The organism is Azospirillum sp. Sh1 (assembly GCF_008365135.1).
Lineage (GTDB): Bacteria > Pseudomonadota > Alphaproteobacteria > Azospirillales > Azospirillaceae > Azospirillum > Azospirillum oryzae.
Map to the genome: position 1 here is coordinate 33,282 of NZ_VTTK01000023.1, position 16,613 is coordinate 49,894.

Below are 16,613 nucleotides of genomic sequence, written 5' to 3' on the forward strand. Positions count from 1 at the left end.
GCCTGTTCGTCCGCGCGAAATGGGGGCGGTGTCCGGGAGACGCGGTACTCCTTCCGGGCGGGCTCTTTCGGCGGTGGGGCAGGGTGCCGGGTGCGGCGTTGTCGCAGGGGCGGGTTGGCGCTCTTGTCAGGCGGGCGGGTTGGTGGGACAGTTCGGCCCCTGTTTCCCTTACGAGAATGGACGGCGGCGCCGGCGACATGGCCGATTTCAACTGGAACGACCTGCGCTTTTTCCTGGCGGTGGCCCGCGCCGGCACGCTGACCACGGCGGCCCAGCGCCTGCGCGCCGACCATACCACGGTCAGCCGCCGCATCACCGCGCTGGAGGACGCGCTGCGCGTCACCCTGTTCGAACGCCGCCCCAGCGGCTTTACCCTGACGCCGCAGGGCGAGCGGCTGAAGCAGACCGCCGAGGTGATGGAGAGCGCGGCGCTTCTGGCGCAGGGGATGGTGGCCGATGGCGACCTGTCGCTGGCCGGTGCGGTCAGGATCGGCGCGCCGGACGGCTTCGGCAGCTGTTTCCTGGCTCCGCGCATCGGCGCGCTCTGTGAACGTCATCCGGAACTGGAGGTGCAGCTGGTCGCCATGCCGCGCGTCTTCAGCCTGTCCAAGCGCGAGGCCGACATCGCCATCAGCCTGTCGCGCCCGCAGGAAGGGCGGCTCTATGCGCGGAAGCTGACCGATTACCGGCTGGGGCTGTACGGCACCGCCGCCTATCTGGACGCCCGGCCACCGATCCGCAGCCGCGCCGACCTGCGCGGCCATTCCTTCATCGGCTATATCGACGACCTGATCTTCGCGCCCGAGCTGGACTATGTCGAGACCATCGGGGAGGTGGCGCCGCGCATCAAGAGCAGCAGCCTCGTCGCCCAGCTGAAAGCGACGCTGGCCGGCGCCGGCCTGTGCATGCTGCCCGCCTTCATCGCGGCCGGCGAGCCGGATCTGGTGCAGGTGCTGCCGGAAGAGGTGACGATCACCCGGTCCTTCTGGCTGATCGTGCACGAGGATCTGCGCTCGCTGGCGCGGATTTCGATGACCGCCGACTACATCGCCGATCTGGTGCGGCGGGAGCAGGCGCTGTTCCTGCCCCCGCCGACCATTTGATTGGCCGCAGCCTGACTTACCCCTCGCCGCGCAGCATGCGGATGATGCCGGAGAAGTCGGTGCCGCCTTCGCCTTGGGCGTTCATCATGGCGTAGAGCTGCGCCGCCGCCGCACCCAGCGGGGTGGGGGCGCCGGCGCTCTGCGCCGCTTCCTGGGCCAGCTTCAGGTCCTTCAGCATCAGCGCCGCCGCGAAACCGGGCTGGTAATCGCGGTTGGCCGGGCTGGCCGGCACCGGGCCGGGGACCGGGCAATAGCTTGTCAGCGACCAGCACTGGCCCGACGAGGTTGACGACACGTCGAACAGCGCCTGATGCGACAGTCCCAGCTTTTCCGCCAGGACGAAGGCCTCGCAGACGCCGATCATCGAGATGCCGAGGATCATGTTGTTGCAGATCTTCGCCGCCTGGCCGGCGCCGGCGCCGCCGCAATGGACGATCTTCTTGCCCATGGCTTCCAGGATCGGACGGGCGCGCTCGAAGGCGTCCGTTTCGCCGCCGGCCATGAAGGTCAGGGTGCCGGCCGACGCACCGCCGACGCCGCCCGACACCGGCGCGTCGAGCGAAGCCGCACCGTTGGCGGCGGCCAGCGCATGCGCCTTGCGGGCGGAATCGACGTCGATGGTCGAGCAGTCGATCAGCAGGGTGCCCGGCCGCGCCACCGCGACGATGCCCGTGTCGCCGTCATAGACGCCCAGGACATGCTTGCCGCCCGGCAGCATGGTGATGACCACCTCCGCCGCGGCGGCAATGGCCGCGGGGCTGTCGCCGATGGTGACGCCGGCCGCCTTGGCCGCGTCGATCGCGGCGGGCACGAGGTCGTAGCCAACCACCTGATGCCCCGCCTTCACGAGGTTCGCGGCCATCGGGCCGCCCATGTTGCCCAATCCGATGAAACCGATCACCGCCATCGTCGCGTCTCCCGTTGCTTTGGTTTTTTGGGTGCTTCCCCCTCTCCCCCCCGCTCACGCGCAAACTTCGTTTGCGCTGACGCGACAGGCGGACCTTTGGTCCGCCGATAGCGGGGAGAGGGTCGGGGTGAGGGGGATGCACAGGGGTGGATTCACTGGGGTGCCGAGGTGCGCGACTCTTGAGAATCCTCGCCGCGCGACCCCCTCACCCTAACCCTCTCCCCGGGGGGGGGGAGGGGACTAGGGGGCGTGTTGGTTACGCCATCCGCCCGATCTCGCTGCGCGAGACGATCAGGCGCATGATCTCGTTGGTGCCTTCCAGGATCTGGTGGACCCGCAGGTCGCGGACGATCTTCTCCACGCCGTAATCGGCCAGATAGCCGTAGCCGCCGAACAGCTGCAGGGCGTTGTTCGCCACCTCGAAGCCGGTGTCGGTGGCGAAGCGCTTCGCCATGGCGCAGAGGCGCGTCGCATCCTTGCTCTTCGCATCCAGCGCCGAGGCGGCGCGGTGGACGAAGGTGCGGGCGGCCTCAAGCTCGGTCGCCATGTCGGCGATGCGGAACTGCAGCGCCTGGAAGCGGTCGAGCGTCTGGCCGAAGGCCTTGCGCTCGCTCATGTAGGTCAGCGCCTTGTCGAGCGCGGCCTGGGCGCCGCCGATGGAGCAGGCGGCGATGTTGATGCGGCCGCCGTCCAGCCCCTTCATGGCGAACTTGAAGCCCATCCCCTCCTGACCCAGCAGGGCGGATGCCGGGACGCGGGCGTCCTCCATGATGACGGCGCGGGTCGGCTGGGCGTTCCAGCCCATCTTGTGCTCGTTGGCGCCGAAGGAAAGGCCGGGGGTGTCCTTCGGCAGCAGGAAGGCGCTGATGCCGCCGGGGCCGTCCTCGCCGGTGCGGGCCATGACGAGGTAAAGGTCGGAACTGCCTGCGCCGGAGATGAACTGCTTGGCGCCGTTCAGGATGTAGCTGTCGCCGTCGCGGACGGCCCTGGTGCGCAAGGCCGCGGCGTCGGAGCCGGCGTTGGCCTCGGTCAGGCAATAGCTGGCCAGCCATTCCATCCGGCAGAGCTTCGGCAGCCAATGGGCCTTCTGCTCGTCATTGCCGAAATTGTCCACCATCCCCGCCACCATGTTGTGGATGGAGATGTAGGAGGCGATGGTCGGGCAGCCCTGGCTCAGCGCCTCGAAGATCACCACGGCGTCGAAGCGGCTCAGCGCCGAGCCGCCGTGATCCTCCGACACATAGATGCCGCCCATGCCGAGTTCGCCGGCGGCACGCAGGGTGTCGACGGGGAAATGCTTCTTCTGGTCCCATTCGACGGCGTTCGGCGCCAGCTCGTCGCGGGCGAAGGACAACGCCATGTCGCGGATGGCGACCTGGTCTTCGGTCAGTTCAAAGGACATGCGTCACCTCCTGCGATTCCCCCTCTCCCCTGCAGTGAGAGGTTCTGCACATCGTCAAGCCACTTCAGACCGCTTGGACAACAGCAACTTCGCGTCATCCCCGCGAAGGCGGGGATCCAGGAAACTCCGCGGTGTGGCCGCTGAGCCGGCTGGATTCCCGCCTTCGCGGGAATGACGGCCGAAGAAGCTATTCGCTCTCAATAGGTCATATGAACCTGATTTCTGCGGATCCGCCTGCTCCAGGGGAGAGGGAAGGATACCTCATCAATCCATGGTCGGAATGACGAAGCTGGCGCCTTCCTTGACGCCCGAGGGCCAGCGGGAGGTGACGGTCTTGGTCTTGGTGTAGAAGCGCACCGCGTCGGGGCCGTGCTGGTTCAGGTCGCCGAACCCCGAGCGCTTCCAGCCGCCGAAGGTGTAGTAGGCGAGCGGAACCGGGATCGGAACGTTGATGCCGACCATGCCGACATCGACGCGAGACGCGAAGTCGCGGGCGGCATCGCCGTCGCGGGTGAAGATCGCCACGCCGTTGCCGTACTCGTGGTCGTTCGGCAGGGCCAGCGCTTCCTCGTAGCTGTCGGCGCGGACGACGGAGAGGACCGGGCCGAAGATCTCCTCCTTGTAGATGCGCATGTCCGGCTTCACCTCGTCGAACAGGCAGCCGCCCATGTAGAAGCCGTTCTCGTAGCCCTGCATCTTGAACTCGCGGCCGTCGACCGCCAGCTTGGCGCCTTCCTTGACGCCGAGATCGACGTAGGACTTCACCCGCGCCAGATGCTCGGCGGTCACCAGCGGGCCGAAATCGGCGCTGCTGTCGGTCGAGGGGCCGACCTTCAGGCCTTCCACCCGCGGGATCAGACGCTCCATCAGGGCGTCGGCGGTCTTCTTGCCGACCGGCACGACGACGGAGATCGCCATGCAGCGCTCGCCCGCCGCACCGTAACCGGCGCCGATCAGCGCGTCGGTCGCCTGGTCGAGGTCGGCGTCCGGCATCACCAGCGCATGGTTCTTGGCGCCGCCGAAGCACTGCACCCGCTTACCGTTGGCGCAGCCGCGGTTGTAGATGTATTCGGCGATCGGGGTGGAGCCGACGAAGCCCACCGCCTTGATGTCGCGGTCGTCGAGGATGGCGTCCACCGCCACCTTGTCGCCGTGGACGACGTTGAGGATGCCCGGCGGCAGGCCGGCTTCCAGCATCAGTTCGGCCAGCTTGATCGGGACGCCGGGCGTGCGCTCCGACGGCTTGAGGATGAAGGCGTTGCCGCAGGCGATGGCCGGGGCGAACTTCCACATCGGGATCATGGCCGGGAAGTTGAACGGCGTGATGCCGGCGACGACGCCCAGCGGCTGGCGCATCGAATAGATGTCGATGCCGGGGCCGGCGCCGTCGGTGAACTCGCCCTTCAGCAGGTGCGGGATGCCGCAGGCGAACTCCACCACCTCCAGCCCGCGCTGGATGTCGCCCTTGGCGTCGATGATGGTCTTGCCATGCTCCAGCGACAGCAGCAGCGCCAGCTCGTCATAGTCGCGCTGGACGAGGTCGAGGAAGCGCATCAGCACGCGGGCGCGGCGCTGCGGGTTGGTGGCGGCCCAGCCGCGCTGCGCCTCCTTGGCGTTCTCCACCGCGGCGCGCATCTCCTCCACGCTCGCCAGCGGCACGCGGGCGCGCACCTCGCCGGTCATCGGGGAGTAGACGTCGGCGAACCGCCCCGACGTTCCGGAAACCAGCTTGCCGCCGATCAGGTGCTGAAGTTCGGTGGTCATCCTATTGTCCTCCCTCGGGATTGTTTGTCACCATGTGGACCTGAGCGGCCCTTTGGTGCGACCCGAAACTTTGCGCATCGGTTGTGCAGGAATGCGGCAAGCGCCCTCCGATGGCCGTCCGCAACCCCCGAACGTGTGGGGAGACTTGGGCGCGCCCGGCGCTTATAGTGCGCCCGCGCTCCAGCCCTGGGAAACCCTGGATCAGGACAAAGGGTACGGGGCGGGGGATAGCCGCAGAAACGGCGAAGCGGAATGGACATGACCAGTCACGAAGACGTCTTCGACACGCCGGAGACACGGCAGCCGACCATCCTGGCGGTCTACAACCAGAAGGGCGGCGTCGGCAAAACGACCACGTCGGTGAACCTCGCGCTGGCGCTGGCGGCGCTGGGCAAGAACGTCGTGCTGATCGATTTCGACCCGCAGAGCAGCGCCACCAGCAACTTCCTGCTGCGCGACAAGGCCAAGGTCGGCATCAACGACCTGCTGCGCAAGGAAACCTTCGTCGAGGACGCCATCACCCCGACCGCCTTCGACGGGCTGTCGATGATCGTCGGCGCGCGCAAGCTCTATTCGCTGGAACATGCGCTGGACAGCCGCGGCGGCTCGCAACGGGGCTTGCGCAAGGCCCTGCATTTCTCGCGCAACCCGCCGGACTACGTCGTCATCGACTGCCCGCCGGCGCTGGGCCATCTGGCGGCCGGCGCGCTGGCGGCGTCGGACCGGCTGATCGTGCCGGTGTTCCCGGGGCGCTATGCGTTGGACGGGCTGCGGCGCACCCTGCAGGTGGTGGAGCACATCCAGAACGGGCTGAACCCCAGCCTGACGCTGGCCGGCATCCTGATGCTGTCGATCACCAACGACGAGGTCGGGCGCGAATCGCTGAACCAGCTGCGCAACGAGTTCCCGGAGCAGATGTTCCGCACCGCCTTCCCCTATGACGTGGACGTGGTGAAGGCGACCTACCGCCGCATGCCGGCGATGATCTTCACGCCGGACGGGCGGACCACCAGCCGCTTCGCCGCGCTGGCCTGGGAGATCGTCCATGGCCGCGGCAGCACCCCCGACGACGCCCAGCTGAAGCCGGCGCTGGAGCGCATCCAGGCGTGGCACGAGGCGACCGACACCTCCTACAGCGCGCGCCGCGCCTCCTCCATCGACGAGGGCGACGAGCCGTCGGGCGGGGGCAACGGGGCGCGGCAGGCGGAACGCGGCGGATCGCGGTCGGGCGGCGGAATGGGGGCCGGCGTCATCGGGCTGGTGATCGGGTTGCTCGCCGGCTTCGCGCTGGGGGCGGCCGTGGGGCAGCCGATCCTGGGCAAGCTGCTGGCGGGGTTGGGGGGATAAGTTGCTCCCTCTCCCGGGGCGGGAGAGGGCGCTCGCGTGCGTCTACGATCAACGAGAAGAGGCCGTCATGCTTCCTGTCGATGCCGTTCTGCGCAAGGTCGACGAGTCCTTCGAGGAGTCGGTCGGCCGGCTTTGCGAGCTGCTGCGCATTCCCTCGGTCAGCACCGATCCCGCCTATGCCGGCGAGGTCCGCCGCGCCGCCCGCTGGTGTTCCGACAGGCTGACGGCGATGGGCTTCGCCGTCGCCATCCACGATACTCCCGGCCACCCGATCCTGGTCGCCCATCATCCGGGGCCGCAGGGTGTGGAGACGCCGCATGTGCTCTATTACGGCCATTACGACGTGCAGCCCGCCGACCCGATGGAGCTGTGGAACAGCCCGCCCTTCGATCCGGTGATCGTCGAGGCGGAGCGGGGCCGCCGCGTCGTCGCCCGCGGGGCCGCCGACGACAAGGGCCAGACCATGACCTTCATGGAAGCCTTCGAGGCCTGGCACGCCGTCCACGGCTCCATCCCGATCCGCGCCACCGTGCTGCTGGAGGGCGAGGAGGAAACCGGCAGCCCGTCGCTGCCGCGCTTCCTGACGGAGCATGCGGACGAACTGCAAGCCGACTTCTGCCTGGTCACCGACACCAACGCCTGGGACGTCGACACCCCGGCGATCACCACCCGGCTGCGCGGGCTGCTCTATCTGGAAGCCACCGTCACCGGCCCGAGCCACGACCTGCATTCCGGCCTGTTCGGTGGCGCCGTGCCCAACCCGATCAATGTGCTGACCGGCATCCTGGGCCAGATCCACGATGCCGACGGGCGGGTGCGCTTCGATGGGTTCTATGACGGCGTGCGCGAACTGCCGGACGAACTGCGGGCGCAGATCCGTGGGCTGCCGCTGGACGAGTCGCAGTTCCTGGGTGCGCTGGGCCTGACCCGCAGCCATGGCGAGGCGGGGCGGACGCTGCTGGAGCGGATCTGGACCCGGCCCACCTGCGACATCAACGGCATCTGGGGCGGCTACACCGGCGAGGGGTCGAAGACGGTCATCCCGGCCAAGGCGTCGTGCAAGCTGAGCTGCCGTCTGGTGCCCGGCCAGGACCCGGCGGCGGTCGAGGCGTCGGTCCGGCGCTTCTTCGAGGATCGGCTGCCGGCGGACTGCACGGTCAGCTTCCGCAGCTTCAGTTCGTCGCCGGGGATCGAGGTGCCGACGGACACGCCGTGGATGCAGGCGGTGCGCGGCGGGCTGAAGGAGGCGACGGGGCGCGACGGCGTGCTGATCGGCGGCGGCGGGTCGATCCCCATCGTCGGCTGGTTCCGCGAGCATCTGGGGCTGGACACCATCCTGGTCGGCTTCGGACTGGACGACGACCGCATCCATTCGCCGAACGAGAAGTTCGAGCTGAAATGCCTGCGCAACGGCATCCGCAGCCATGCGGCGATCCTGGGGCGGCTGGCGGCCGGCCAAGCCGGCTGAAACCGGTAAGAGGGTGGGGGAGGGCGACCGGGGCCGTCCCTCCCAACCTTCTCAGGCGGTGATGCTCAGCCGGCCTCGGCCGAGGAGGAGGCGCTCCACAGATTGATGCCGGCGTCGGCGACGGCGTGGGTGTCGATCTCCGCCAGCTCCTCCGACGTGAAGGACAGGTTGTTCAGCGCGTCCAGCGAGTTGTCGAGCTGCTCGACGTTGCGGGCGCCGATCAGGGCGGAGGTGACGCGCGGATCGCGCAGCACCCAGGCGACCGCCATCTGCGCCAGCGTCTGGCCACGCCGCTGGGCGATGGCATCGAGCGCGCGGACGCGCTCCAGGTTCTCCGGCGACAGGAAGTTGGCGCGCAACGTCCCGCCCTTGGCGGCGCGGGCGTCGGCAGGTTGGCCGCCCAGGTATTTGTTGGTCAGCATGCCCTGGGCCATCGGCGAGAAGGCGATGCAGCCCATGCCGAGATCGTCCAGCGTCTCCAGCAACCCGCCCTCGATCCAGCGGTTCAGCATGGAGTAGGAGGGCTGATGGATCAGGCAGGGGGTGCCGAGATCCTTCAGGATGCCGGCCGCCCGCCGCGTCATCTCCGGCGAGTAGGAGGAGATGCCGACATAGAGCGCCTTGCCCTGGCGGACGATGTGGTCGAGCGCGCCCATCGTCTCCTCCAGCGGGGTGCGGGGATCGACGCGGTGCGAATAGAAGATGTCGACATAGTCGAGACCCATCCGCTTCAGACTCTGGTCCAGGCTGGAGACCAGGTATTTGCGGGATCCCCAGTTGCCGTAGGGGCCGGGCCACATCTCGTAACCGGCCTTGGTCGAGATCACCATCTGGTCGCGGTAGGGACGGAAATCGGTGGCGAGGATGCGGCCGAAATTCTCCTCCGCCGAGCCAGGCGGCGGGCCGTAGTTGTTGGCGAGGTCGAAATGGGTGACGCCGCGGTCGAAGGCCCGGCGCAGCACGGCGCGCCCGGTGGCGAACACGTCGGTGCCGCCGAAATTCTGCCAAAGCCCCAGCGAAATGGCCGGCAGGTCCAGCCCGCTGCGGCCGGTGCGGCGATAGCTCATGCCGTCGTATCGCCCGTCGGCGGCAAGGTAGGGCGGCTGCATGGCGTTCTCCCGATGTGATCTTGAGTGATATATCAGCATAGGGCGGGGGTGGGGGCGGGCGCAATGGCGCGGCCGGTCGTATCACTGCGGGAAGGGGAGAGCGGCCGGCGGATTGGGCCACGCGACCGGCACAATGCTACCATGACAATCCGGTGGTCCGGCCTTCACTTGTCACACAAACCATCTGCGAGGCCGAACCATATCAGTGGAGACCGGCGCAACCCTTCGTATCGCAAGGGTTTTTCCGGTCCGTCGAAGGTGGCGGTTGTGCCTGTGGCCGAAAAGATACATCCGACATCGGAAATGTAATGGTGACAATGTTCCGTTTGACCCCGCCGAATACGTCTCCATAATCCTGATTGTCTCGATTGTTCGAGCGTTGTGCGCCAGATGATGGAGGATCCGATGCGCCACACCGATGTGACCAGCAGTTCCGGCCCGTACACGGCAGCCCCGGGCGCCGTCCCGGCCGCCGACCGCGTCACCCGTGTCGCCTCGCGCCCCTTCTGGCGGCTGCTCGACGTGTTGTTTTCCGCGATGGAACGGCGCAAACAACGTCATGCACTGATGAGGCTCGACGACCATCAGCTCAAGGACATCGGCGTCAGCCGGTCCGAGGTGGAGCAGGAGGTGTCGAAGCCGTTCTGGCGGGGATGAGACGATGGCCGACAAATCCATTCAGGGCGAATCCGTTCAGGGACAATCCGGTCCGATCGAATACGCGGTCGAACCGGACCTGAGCGCCGACGATTTCATCGACGTTCTGGAACGCTCCGGGCTGGCGGAACGCCGGCCCGTGGGCGACCGCCCGCGGGTGGAGGCGATGCTGCGCAACGCCGGCCTGATCGTCACCGCAAGGGACCAGGGCCGGCTGGTCGGCGTCGCCCGGTCGATCACCGACTTCGTCTATTGCTGCTATCTGTCCGATCTCGCCGTCGACCGCACCCTGCAGGGGCGCGGCATCGGCAAGGAGCTGATGCGCCGCACCCGCGACGCGATGGGGCCAGGCACCATGTGCCTGCTGCTGTCCGCACCCAAGGCCATCAGCTTCTACGAGCAGGCCGGGCTGAAGCGGCACGAGCAGGCCTTCCTGTTCACCGATCTGGAATAAGGCCCAGGAACAAGACAAAGGGGGGAGCATCGCCGCCATGCCCGATACGATCATCAAGAGCGCGGCCGATACCACCGGTCTCGCCATCTCCTACGACGACGTGGCCGGGGCGGCGGAGCGGATCGCCGGCGTCGCCCACCGCACGCCGGTGCTGACCAGCCGCACCGCCGACACGCTGACCGGCGGCGAGCTGCTGTTCAAGTGCGAGAATTTCCAGCGCACCGGCGCCTTCAAGATCCGCGGCGCCTACAACGCCATCGCCCGCTTCACCCCTGTCCAGCGCGCGGTCGGCGTCGTCGCCTATTCGTCCGGCAACCATGCCCAGGCCATCGCGCTGGCGGCGTCGATGCTGCGGGTGAAGGCGACCATCGTCATGCCGCAGGACGCCCCGGCGTCCAAGCTGGCGGCGACGCGCGGCTATGGCGCCGACGTGGTGCTCTACGACCGCTATGCCGAGCCGCCCGACGCCGCCGTCGCCCGCGTTCTGGAGGATCGCGGCGGCATCTTCATCCCGCCCTTCGACCACCCCCATGTGATGGCCGGCCAGGGCACCGTCGCCAAGGAGCTGATCGAGGAGGTTCTGGCGGGTGGCGGCGCACCGCTGGACCTGCTGGTGGTGCCCACCAGCGGCGGCGGGCTGCTGGCCGGCTGCGCGGTGGCGGCGAAGACGCTGAACCCCGGCTGCCGCGTGATCGGCATCGAGCCGGAGGCCGGCAACGACGCCCAGCAGAGCCTGCGTAGCGGCAGCATCGTCCGCATCGAACCGCCCAAGACCATCGCCGACGGCGCCCAGAGCCGAAATGTCGGCCAGCTGACCTTCCCGGTGATGCAGCGGCTGGTCGACGACATCGACACCGTCACCGACGACCAGCTGGTCGATGCCATGCGCTTCTTCGCCAGCCGGATGAAGATGCTGGTCGAGCCGACCGGCTGCCTCGCCGCCGCCGCGGTGCTGTCCGGCAAGATCGACGTGCGCGGCAAGCGCGTCGGCATCGTCGTCACCGGCGGCAACGTTGACCTCGGCCGCTTCGCCTCGCTGGTGGCGGGCTGAAGAGGCTTTTGCGCTGCGATAAATCCTCCTTTCCTCCGACTATGGCATTCACACGTCTCAGCGTCACGTAAAGCGTTGGGATAAAACACTTCTTCGGCCGTCATTCCCGCGAAGGCGGGAATCCAGACTCCGCAGGTGCCTCCACTGGAAACCCTGGATCCCCGCCTTCGCGGGGATGACGCGAAGTTCATTTCGTTCCAGAGACTTAGCAATGTCTGGACATGTGTGAATGCCATAAACGGGGAGAGGGAATCAAACTCCCCCAAGACGTAAGGAACACTCGCCATGACCGGGAAAGCCATGCGCCTGCCCATCTATCAGGTCGACGCCTTCACCGACCGCGTCTTCGCCGGCAACCCGGCGGCGGTCGTGCCGCTGGAGTCCTGGCTGCCCGACGCGCAGATGCAGGCCATCGCGGCGGAGAACAATCTGGCGGAGACCGCCTTCTTCATCCGCAGCGGCGACGGTTATGAGCTGCGCTGGTTCACCCCGGCGGTGGAGGTCGATCTGTGCGGCCATGCCACGCTGGCGACCGCCTTCATCATCTCCACCATCCTGGAACCGGGCCGCGAGCGCATGGACTTCGCCACCCGGCAGGCCGGCACGCTGACCGTCACCCGCGACGGCGACCGCTACACGCTGGATTTCCCCAACCGCCCGGCCAAGCCGGCGGAGCGTGTCGATCCCAACCTGCTGGCGGCGCTGGGCGGCCCGGCGCCGGTCGCGATCCTGAGCGGGCGCGACTATCTGGTGGTCTACGAGTCGGCCGACGCGGTGCGGGCGCTGGCGCCGGACATGGCGCTGCTGTCGAAGCTCGACCTGTTCGCGGTCTGCGTCACCGCACCGGGGGACAATGGTGTCGATTTCGTCTCGCGCCTGTTCGCCCCGGCCCAGGGCATCCCGGAGGACCCGGTCACCGGCTCCACCCACTGCATGCTGACCCCCTATTGGGCGGAGCGGCTGGGCAAGACGGTGCTGACGGCGCGTCAGGTCTCGGCCCGCGGCGGCGACCTGCTGTGCGAACTGGCCGGCGACCGGGTGAAGATCGGCGGGCAGGCGGTGCTGTATCTCGAAGGCTCGATCCTGGTGTGAGGGAGGCCGGCGATGGCTGAGGGCACGGTCCTTCTGTTCTCCTACGGCACCCTGCAGCAGGAGAATGTGCAGATGGCGTCCTTCGGCCGGCTGCTGGGCGGACGGCCGGACGCCATGCCGGGATACCGCCGCGACATGCTGGAGATCACCGATCCGGAGGTGATCCGCACCAGCGGCAAGCGCTTCCACCCGGTGGTGAGCGAAAGCGGCGATCCGGCCGACGAGGTCGCCGGAACCCTGTTCGAGATTACCCCGGAAGAACTGGCGGCCGCCGATTCCTACGAGGTCGCGGATTACAGGCGCGTCATGGTCCGGCTGGCGTCGGGGGCGGAGGCCTGGGTCTATGTGAAGGCGTGAGGGGATCTGCGTGTTCAGGGGCGATTATCGGCCGTCATCCCCGCGAAGGCGGGGATCCAGGCTTCCGGTTCAAGCACCTGAAATCGCTGGTTTCCCGCCTTCGCGGGAATGACGGCTCGAGAGACCTGCGTCATGTGATTCGACGCGGTTCAATCTCTGAGCGGGCGTGAGGGGAGGGAGGCGCGCTTTAAGCCTCCGTCTCCATCTTCTGTTCGATCGCGGCGGCCTTGATCGCCTTCTGCAGCTTCTCGAAGGCGCGCACCTCGATCTGGCGGACGCGCTCGCGGCTGATGCCGTATTTCTGCGACAGGTCCTCCAGCGTCGTCGGCGCCTCGCGCAGGCGGCGTTCGGTCAGGATGTCGCGTTCGCGGTCGTTCAGCGCGGTCATGGCGTTCGCCAGCAGCTTGCGGCGCTTGCCCAGTTCCTCGCGGTCGGCCAGCGTGATTTCCTGGCTGGCGGTCTCGTCGACCAGGAAATCCTGCCATTCGCCTTCGCTCTCGGCCCGCAGGGGGGCGTTCAGCGAATGGTCGGGGCTGGCAAGGCGCCGATTCATGTTGACGACGTCCTGCTCCGGCACGTCCAGCTTGGTGGCGATGGCCTGGACCTGTTCGGGCGACAGGTCGCCCTCCTCGATCGCCTGCATCTGGCCCTTCAGCCGGCGCAGATTGAAGAACAGCTTCTTCTGGGCCGCCGTCGTGCCCATCTTCACCAGCGACCAGCTGTGCAGGATGTATTCCTGGATCGCCGCGCGAATCCACCACATGGCGTAGGTCGCCAGCCGGAAGCCGCGGTCGGGATCGAAGCGCTTCACCGCCTGCATCATGCCGACATTGCCTTCGGAGATCAGCTCCGACAACGGCAGGCCGTAGCCGCGGTAGCCCATGGCGATCTTGGCCACCAGACGCAGATGGCTGGTGACGAGCTGATGGGCGGCGCCGGAATCCTCATGCTGCTGCCAGCTTTTGGCCAGCATGTATTCCCGCTCCGGTTCCAGCATCGGGAACTTGCGGATCTCCTGGAGATAGCGGGACAGATTGCTCTCGGACCCGATGGCCGGAAGATTGGATGCCGTCGCCATGACCAAACCCCTCTCCTGACGGCCGGTATACCCATGAGAAGGAATTCATGGGCATGCGGCCATTCTTCAGCGCGGGTTCCAAAGGCCCCTCGCAATGAGCGGGCGGCGGAACCTCGCCATTGACCGGGAGTCTATCCAAGAAAGATTACCCGGTGTACCGTTTTAAAGCGACTCCAAGGTGACAATTAGTTCATGAATATCCGCCGGAATTGGGGAGCGGAATGCCACAATTTCGCCACTGACCGGATGACGGAAGGTCAGCGCCGCGGCGTGCAGCGCCTGTCGCGGAAACCCAACAAGGGTGCCGCGGACCGGTTCCGGAAGTTGCGAGGCGAACTTGCCCCCCGGCCGCCCCGACCGGCCGCGGCCATAGAGCGGATCGCCGACCAGCGGATGGCCGATGTGGGTCAGGTGGACGCGGATCTGGTGGGTGCGCCCGGTCTCCAGCACGCATTCGACCAGCGAGGCGGCCATGCCGAAGCTCTTCACCACGCGGTACTTGGTGGCGGCCGGCTTCCCGCCGCCGGTCACCACCGCCATCTTCTTGCGGTCGGCGCTGCTGCGGCCGATGTTGCCCTCAATCCGGCCCTGTCGCGGATTCGGCACGCCCCAGACCAGCGCCAGATAGGTGCGGCTGAGCGTGCGGTCGGAGAACTGCTCCGACAGGCCGTGATGGGCGCGGTCGTTCTTGGCGACCACCATCAGGCCGCTGGTGTCCTTGTCCAGCCGGTGGACGATGCCCGGCCGCTTCACCCCGCCGATGCCGGACAGGCTGTCGCCGCAATGGGCCAGCAGGGCGTTGACCAGCGTGCCGTCCGGGTTGCCGGCGGCGGGATGCACCACGAGCCCGGCCGGCTTGTCGATCACCAGAACGTCGGCATCCTCGTACACCACGTCGATCGGGATGTCCTGCGCCACCGGTTCGGCGGCCTCCGCCCCCGGCACCTCGACCTCGAAGCGCTGGCCGGGTTTGACCCTCAGGGACGGGTCCGTTATCGTCCGGCCGTCGCCGCGCACGCAGCCCTGGTCAAGCAGGGCCTGGACGCGCGACCGCGACAGGTCCGGCAGGCCCGCCGCCAACGCCTTGTCCAGCCGCTGGCCCGCCGCCTCGTCGGGAACCGTGTAGGCGAGGGCACGGGCAGTGGCGTAGGCGGGCGGGCCGGCGTCGTCGTCCGCATCGAGGAAATCGTCGGACAGGTCTTCGGAGTTATCGGCGGCCATCGGCTTTGCGTATCGCGTCCTGTTTCAATCGTCCGGGAGTGGACCCCAAACCGTGCAGATCCTCAAGGCACTCGTCGTCATCATGGGCGTTCTGATCATCGCCGGCTTCACTTATCTTGGGGTGGAGCTGTACAAGCGGATGTCGGACCCCAACCGCGCCTCCCTGACCGGGCCCTCCACCACGACCACCGTGATCGACCGCCCGGCCGAGGTGACGCTGGACGTCCCGGCCGGCGCCCGCATCGGCGAGATGCTGGCGGTCGGCAACCGCGTGCTGTTCAAGGTGACCCTGCCGCAGGGGCCGGACCGCCTCTATCTGATCGACCCGCGCACCGGCGCCGTCACCGCGACGGTCACCGCTGGCCCCTCAGGCGGCAAAGCCGCTCCCTGACACAAGGTTTCCGCGATCATGCATGATTTCCGCAGCGACAACGTCGCCGGTGCCGCCCCGCAGGTGATGACGGCGCTGGCGGCCGCATCCGCCGGCACCGCTTCCCCCTACGGCAACGATCCCTGGACCGCGCGGGTGACCGAGCGGCTGTGCGCGATCTTCGAGACGGAGGTCGCGGTCTTCCCGGTCGCCACCGGCACCGCCGCCAATTCGCTGGCGCTGTCGGCGCTGGTGCCGCCCTATGGCGCGGTGCTGTGCCATGACGAGGCGCACATCAGCATCGACGAATGCGGCGCGCCGGAGTTCTTCACCGGCGGCGCCAAGCTGGTTCCGCTGGCCGGCGAGCATGGCAAGCTGACTCCCGACAGCGTGTCGCGCCACATCGCCAAGGCCGGCGTCGGCGTCGTCCACCGCGTCCAGCCCGCCGCGCTCAGCCTGACGCAGGCGACGGAGGCCGGCACCGTCTATACCCCGGCGGAGGTCGAGGCGCTGGTCGAGACCGCCCATTCCAACGGCATGGCCGTTCACATGGACGGCGCCCGCTTCGCCAACGCCATCGCCCGGCTGGGCTGCGCCCCGGCCGACGTGACGTGGCGCGCGGGGGTCGACGTGCTGACGCTGGGCGGCACCAAGGGCGGCTGTCTCGCCGCCGAGGCGGTGGTGTTCTTCAACCCGGCGATGGCCGAGGATTTCGGCTTCGGCCGCAAGCGCGGCGGCCATCTGGTGTCGAAGATGCGCTTCCTGTCGGCGCAGCTGGACGCCTGGCTGGAGGATGGCCTGTGGCTGCGGCTGGCCGCCCACGCCAACGCCATGGCCGACCGTCTGGCCGCCGGGCTGACCCTGCTGCCCGGCGTCGAGCTGGCCCACCCGGTGGAGGCCAACGAGCTGTTCGTCCGCCTGCCTGACGCTTATGCCGAGGCGCTGGAAGGGGCCGGTTACGGCTTCTACCGCTGGGACGACGGCACGGCGCGCTTCGTGACGGCGTTCGACACGCCGGCGGCGGCGGTTGACGGGTTGCTGGATATTTTGCGCCGACTCCAAGAAAAGGCTTGATCGGCGGGGCGGGCTTGGTTAGAAACCCGCCCACGCCGATGACGTCCCCATCGTCTAGAGGCCTAGGACACCGCCCTCTCACGGCGGTAACAGGGGTTCGACTCCCCTTGGGGACGCCAACCTTCCAAGGTTGGGTCGCGCGGCCGGTGGCAGCCTCCA

At 68.0% G+C, this 16,613-nt stretch carries 16 protein-coding genes and 1 tRNA gene; 11 read left to right on the top strand and 6 right to left on the bottom strand.

Annotated features, from left to right (window positions below):
- Positions 1 to 176: 176 nt before the first annotated feature.
- Entirely contained in the window at positions 177 to 1,103 is a 927-nt protein-coding gene (locus tag FZ029_RS21315) for a LysR family transcriptional regulator (protein ID WP_247892426.1), read from the top strand.
- Positions 1,104 to 1,119: 16 nt separating this feature from the next.
- On the opposite strand, the gene mmsB is transcribed toward FZ029_RS21315, so the two are convergent.
- The 3 genes from mmsB to FZ029_RS21335 form a co-directional block, all read right to left on the bottom strand.
- Positions 1,120 to 2,010, bottom strand: coding sequence for a 3-hydroxyisobutyrate dehydrogenase (mmsB, locus tag FZ029_RS21320; RefSeq protein WP_149271792.1), 891 nt, complete (start codon positions 2,008 to 2,010; stop codon positions 1,120 to 1,122).
- Positions 2,011 to 2,266: 256 nt separating this feature from the next.
- Positions 2,267 to 3,412, bottom strand: a complete 1,146-nt coding sequence (locus FZ029_RS21330) for an isobutyryl-CoA dehydrogenase (protein WP_149271793.1) — start codon at positions 3,410 to 3,412, stop codon at positions 2,267 to 2,269.
- A gap of 264 nt (positions 3,413 to 3,676) precedes the next feature.
- Positions 3,677 to 5,176 (bottom strand): CoA-acylating methylmalonate-semialdehyde dehydrogenase, encoded by a 1,500-nt coding sequence (locus FZ029_RS21335; protein WP_149271795.1) that lies wholly within the window; start codon positions 5,174 to 5,176, stop codon positions 3,677 to 3,679.
- Positions 5,177 to 5,434: 258 nt separating this feature from the next.
- Between FZ029_RS21335 and FZ029_RS21340 the strand changes: the two genes are divergently transcribed.
- Positions 5,435 to 6,523 (top strand): AAA family ATPase, encoded by a 1,089-nt coding sequence (locus FZ029_RS21340; protein ID WP_282184180.1) that lies wholly within the window; start codon positions 5,435 to 5,437, stop codon positions 6,521 to 6,523.
- Between the two features lie 67 nt (positions 6,524 to 6,590).
- Positions 6,591 to 7,991: a M20/M25/M40 family metallo-hydrolase gene (locus FZ029_RS21345; RefSeq protein ID WP_149271799.1), complete on the top strand. Its 1,401-nt coding sequence runs from the start codon at positions 6,591 to 6,593 to the stop codon at positions 7,989 to 7,991.
- A gap of 65 nt (positions 7,992 to 8,056) precedes the next feature.
- Here the strand turns inward: FZ029_RS21345 and mgrA are convergent, their stop codons facing one another.
- Positions 8,057 to 9,100: an L-glyceraldehyde 3-phosphate reductase gene (gene mgrA, locus FZ029_RS21350; RefSeq protein WP_149271801.1), complete on the bottom strand. Its 1,044-nt coding sequence runs from the start codon at positions 9,098 to 9,100 to the stop codon at positions 8,057 to 8,059.
- 405 nt (positions 9,101 to 9,505) lie between these two features.
- Here mgrA and FZ029_RS21355 point away from each other — a divergent pair, with 405 nt between their 5' ends.
- The 5 genes from FZ029_RS21355 to FZ029_RS21375 all read left to right on the top strand — a co-directional run bounded on the left by FZ029_RS21355 (position 9,506) and on the right by FZ029_RS21375 (position 12,711).
- Positions 9,506 to 9,757, top strand: a complete 252-nt coding sequence (locus tag FZ029_RS21355) for a DUF1127 domain-containing protein (protein WP_247882328.1) — start codon at positions 9,506 to 9,508, stop codon at positions 9,755 to 9,757.
- 4 nt (positions 9,758 to 9,761) lie between these two features.
- The gene (locus tag FZ029_RS21360; protein WP_149271803.1) at positions 9,762 to 10,211 is read left to right on the top strand and encodes a GNAT family N-acetyltransferase; all 450 of its coding nucleotides are present in this window, start codon (positions 9,762 to 9,764) and stop codon (positions 10,209 to 10,211) included.
- Between the two features lie 37 nt (positions 10,212 to 10,248).
- Positions 10,249 to 11,262: a threo-3-hydroxy-L-aspartate ammonia-lyase gene (locus tag FZ029_RS21365; RefSeq protein ID WP_149271805.1), complete on the top strand. Its 1,014-nt coding sequence runs from the start codon at positions 10,249 to 10,251 to the stop codon at positions 11,260 to 11,262.
- Positions 11,263 to 11,547: 285 nt separating this feature from the next.
- On the top strand, positions 11,548 to 12,354 hold the full coding sequence (locus tag FZ029_RS21370; protein WP_247892427.1) for a PhzF family phenazine biosynthesis protein: 807 nt from the start codon (positions 11,548 to 11,550) through the stop codon (positions 12,352 to 12,354).
- 12 nt (positions 12,355 to 12,366) lie between these two features.
- Positions 12,367 to 12,711 carry a gamma-glutamylcyclotransferase family protein gene (locus FZ029_RS21375; RefSeq protein WP_149271807.1) on the top strand — a complete coding sequence of 115 codons (345 nt, stop codon included), beginning with the start codon at positions 12,367 to 12,369 and terminating at the stop codon, positions 12,709 to 12,711.
- A gap of 187 nt (positions 12,712 to 12,898) precedes the next feature.
- Here FZ029_RS21375 and rpoH read toward each other — a convergent pair whose 3' ends face one another.
- Together rpoH and FZ029_RS21390 are read right to left on the bottom strand one after the other, a co-directional pair.
- Positions 12,899 to 13,789 (bottom strand): RNA polymerase sigma factor RpoH, encoded by an 891-nt coding sequence (gene rpoH / locus FZ029_RS21385; protein WP_109155187.1) that lies wholly within the window; start codon positions 13,787 to 13,789, stop codon positions 12,899 to 12,901.
- Between the two features lie 162 nt (positions 13,790 to 13,951).
- Entirely contained in the window at positions 13,952 to 15,010 is a 1,059-nt protein-coding gene (locus FZ029_RS21390; RefSeq protein ID WP_149271809.1) for an RluA family pseudouridine synthase, read from the bottom strand.
- 52 nt (positions 15,011 to 15,062) lie between these two features.
- Between FZ029_RS21390 and FZ029_RS21395 the strand changes: the two genes are divergently transcribed.
- The 3 genes from FZ029_RS21395 to FZ029_RS21405 all read left to right on the top strand — a co-directional run bounded on the left by FZ029_RS21395 (position 15,063) and on the right by FZ029_RS21405 (position 16,573).
- Positions 15,063 to 15,401 (top strand): hypothetical protein, encoded by a 339-nt coding sequence (locus FZ029_RS21395; RefSeq protein ID WP_149271811.1) that lies wholly within the window; start codon positions 15,063 to 15,065, stop codon positions 15,399 to 15,401.
- Between the two features lie 18 nt (positions 15,402 to 15,419).
- Positions 15,420 to 16,454, top strand: a complete 1,035-nt coding sequence (locus tag FZ029_RS21400; protein ID WP_149271813.1) for a low specificity L-threonine aldolase — start codon at positions 15,420 to 15,422, stop codon at positions 16,452 to 16,454.
- Between the two features lie 43 nt (positions 16,455 to 16,497).
- Positions 16,498 to 16,573 (top strand) — tRNA-Glu (locus tag FZ029_RS21405).
- Positions 16,574 to 16,613: the final 40 nt, after the last annotated feature.

Bases quoted from the DNA above. Each gene is read 5' to 3' on its own strand.
- FZ029_RS21315 (WP_247892426.1), top strand. From the start codon at position 177: ATGGACGGCGGCGCCGGCGACATGGCCGATTTCAACTGGAACGACCTG.
- mmsB (WP_149271792.1), bottom strand. From the start codon at position 2,010: ATGGCGGTGATCGGTTTCATCGGATTGGGCAACATGGGCGGCCCGATG.
- FZ029_RS21330 (WP_149271793.1), bottom strand. From the start codon at position 3,412: ATGTCCTTTGAACTGACCGAAGACCAGGTCGCCATCCGCGACATGGCG.
- FZ029_RS21335 (WP_149271795.1), bottom strand. From the start codon at position 5,176: ATGACCACCGAACTTCAGCACCTGATCGGCGGCAAGCTGGTTTCCGGA.
- FZ029_RS21340 (WP_282184180.1), top strand. From the start codon at position 5,435: ATGACCAGTCACGAAGACGTCTTCGACACGCCGGAGACACGGCAGCCG.
- FZ029_RS21345 (WP_149271799.1), top strand. From the start codon at position 6,591: ATGCTTCCTGTCGATGCCGTTCTGCGCAAGGTCGACGAGTCCTTCGAG.
- mgrA (WP_149271801.1), bottom strand. From the start codon at position 9,100: ATGCAGCCGCCCTACCTTGCCGCCGACGGGCGATACGACGGCATGAGC.
- FZ029_RS21355 (WP_247882328.1), top strand. From the start codon at position 9,506: ATGCGCCACACCGATGTGACCAGCAGTTCCGGCCCGTACACGGCAGCC.
- FZ029_RS21360 (WP_149271803.1), top strand. From the start codon at position 9,762: ATGGCCGACAAATCCATTCAGGGCGAATCCGTTCAGGGACAATCCGGT.
- FZ029_RS21365 (WP_149271805.1), top strand. From the start codon at position 10,249: ATGCCCGATACGATCATCAAGAGCGCGGCCGATACCACCGGTCTCGCC.
- FZ029_RS21370 (WP_247892427.1), top strand. From the start codon at position 11,548: ATGACCGGGAAAGCCATGCGCCTGCCCATCTATCAGGTCGACGCCTTC.
- FZ029_RS21375 (WP_149271807.1), top strand. From the start codon at position 12,367: ATGGCTGAGGGCACGGTCCTTCTGTTCTCCTACGGCACCCTGCAGCAG.
- rpoH (WP_109155187.1), bottom strand. From the start codon at position 13,789: ATGGCGACGGCATCCAATCTTCCGGCCATCGGGTCCGAGAGCAATCTG.
- FZ029_RS21390 (WP_149271809.1), bottom strand. From the start codon at position 15,010: ATGGCCGCCGATAACTCCGAAGACCTGTCCGACGATTTCCTCGATGCG.
- FZ029_RS21400 (WP_149271813.1), top strand. From the start codon at position 15,420: ATGCATGATTTCCGCAGCGACAACGTCGCCGGTGCCGCCCCGCAGGTG.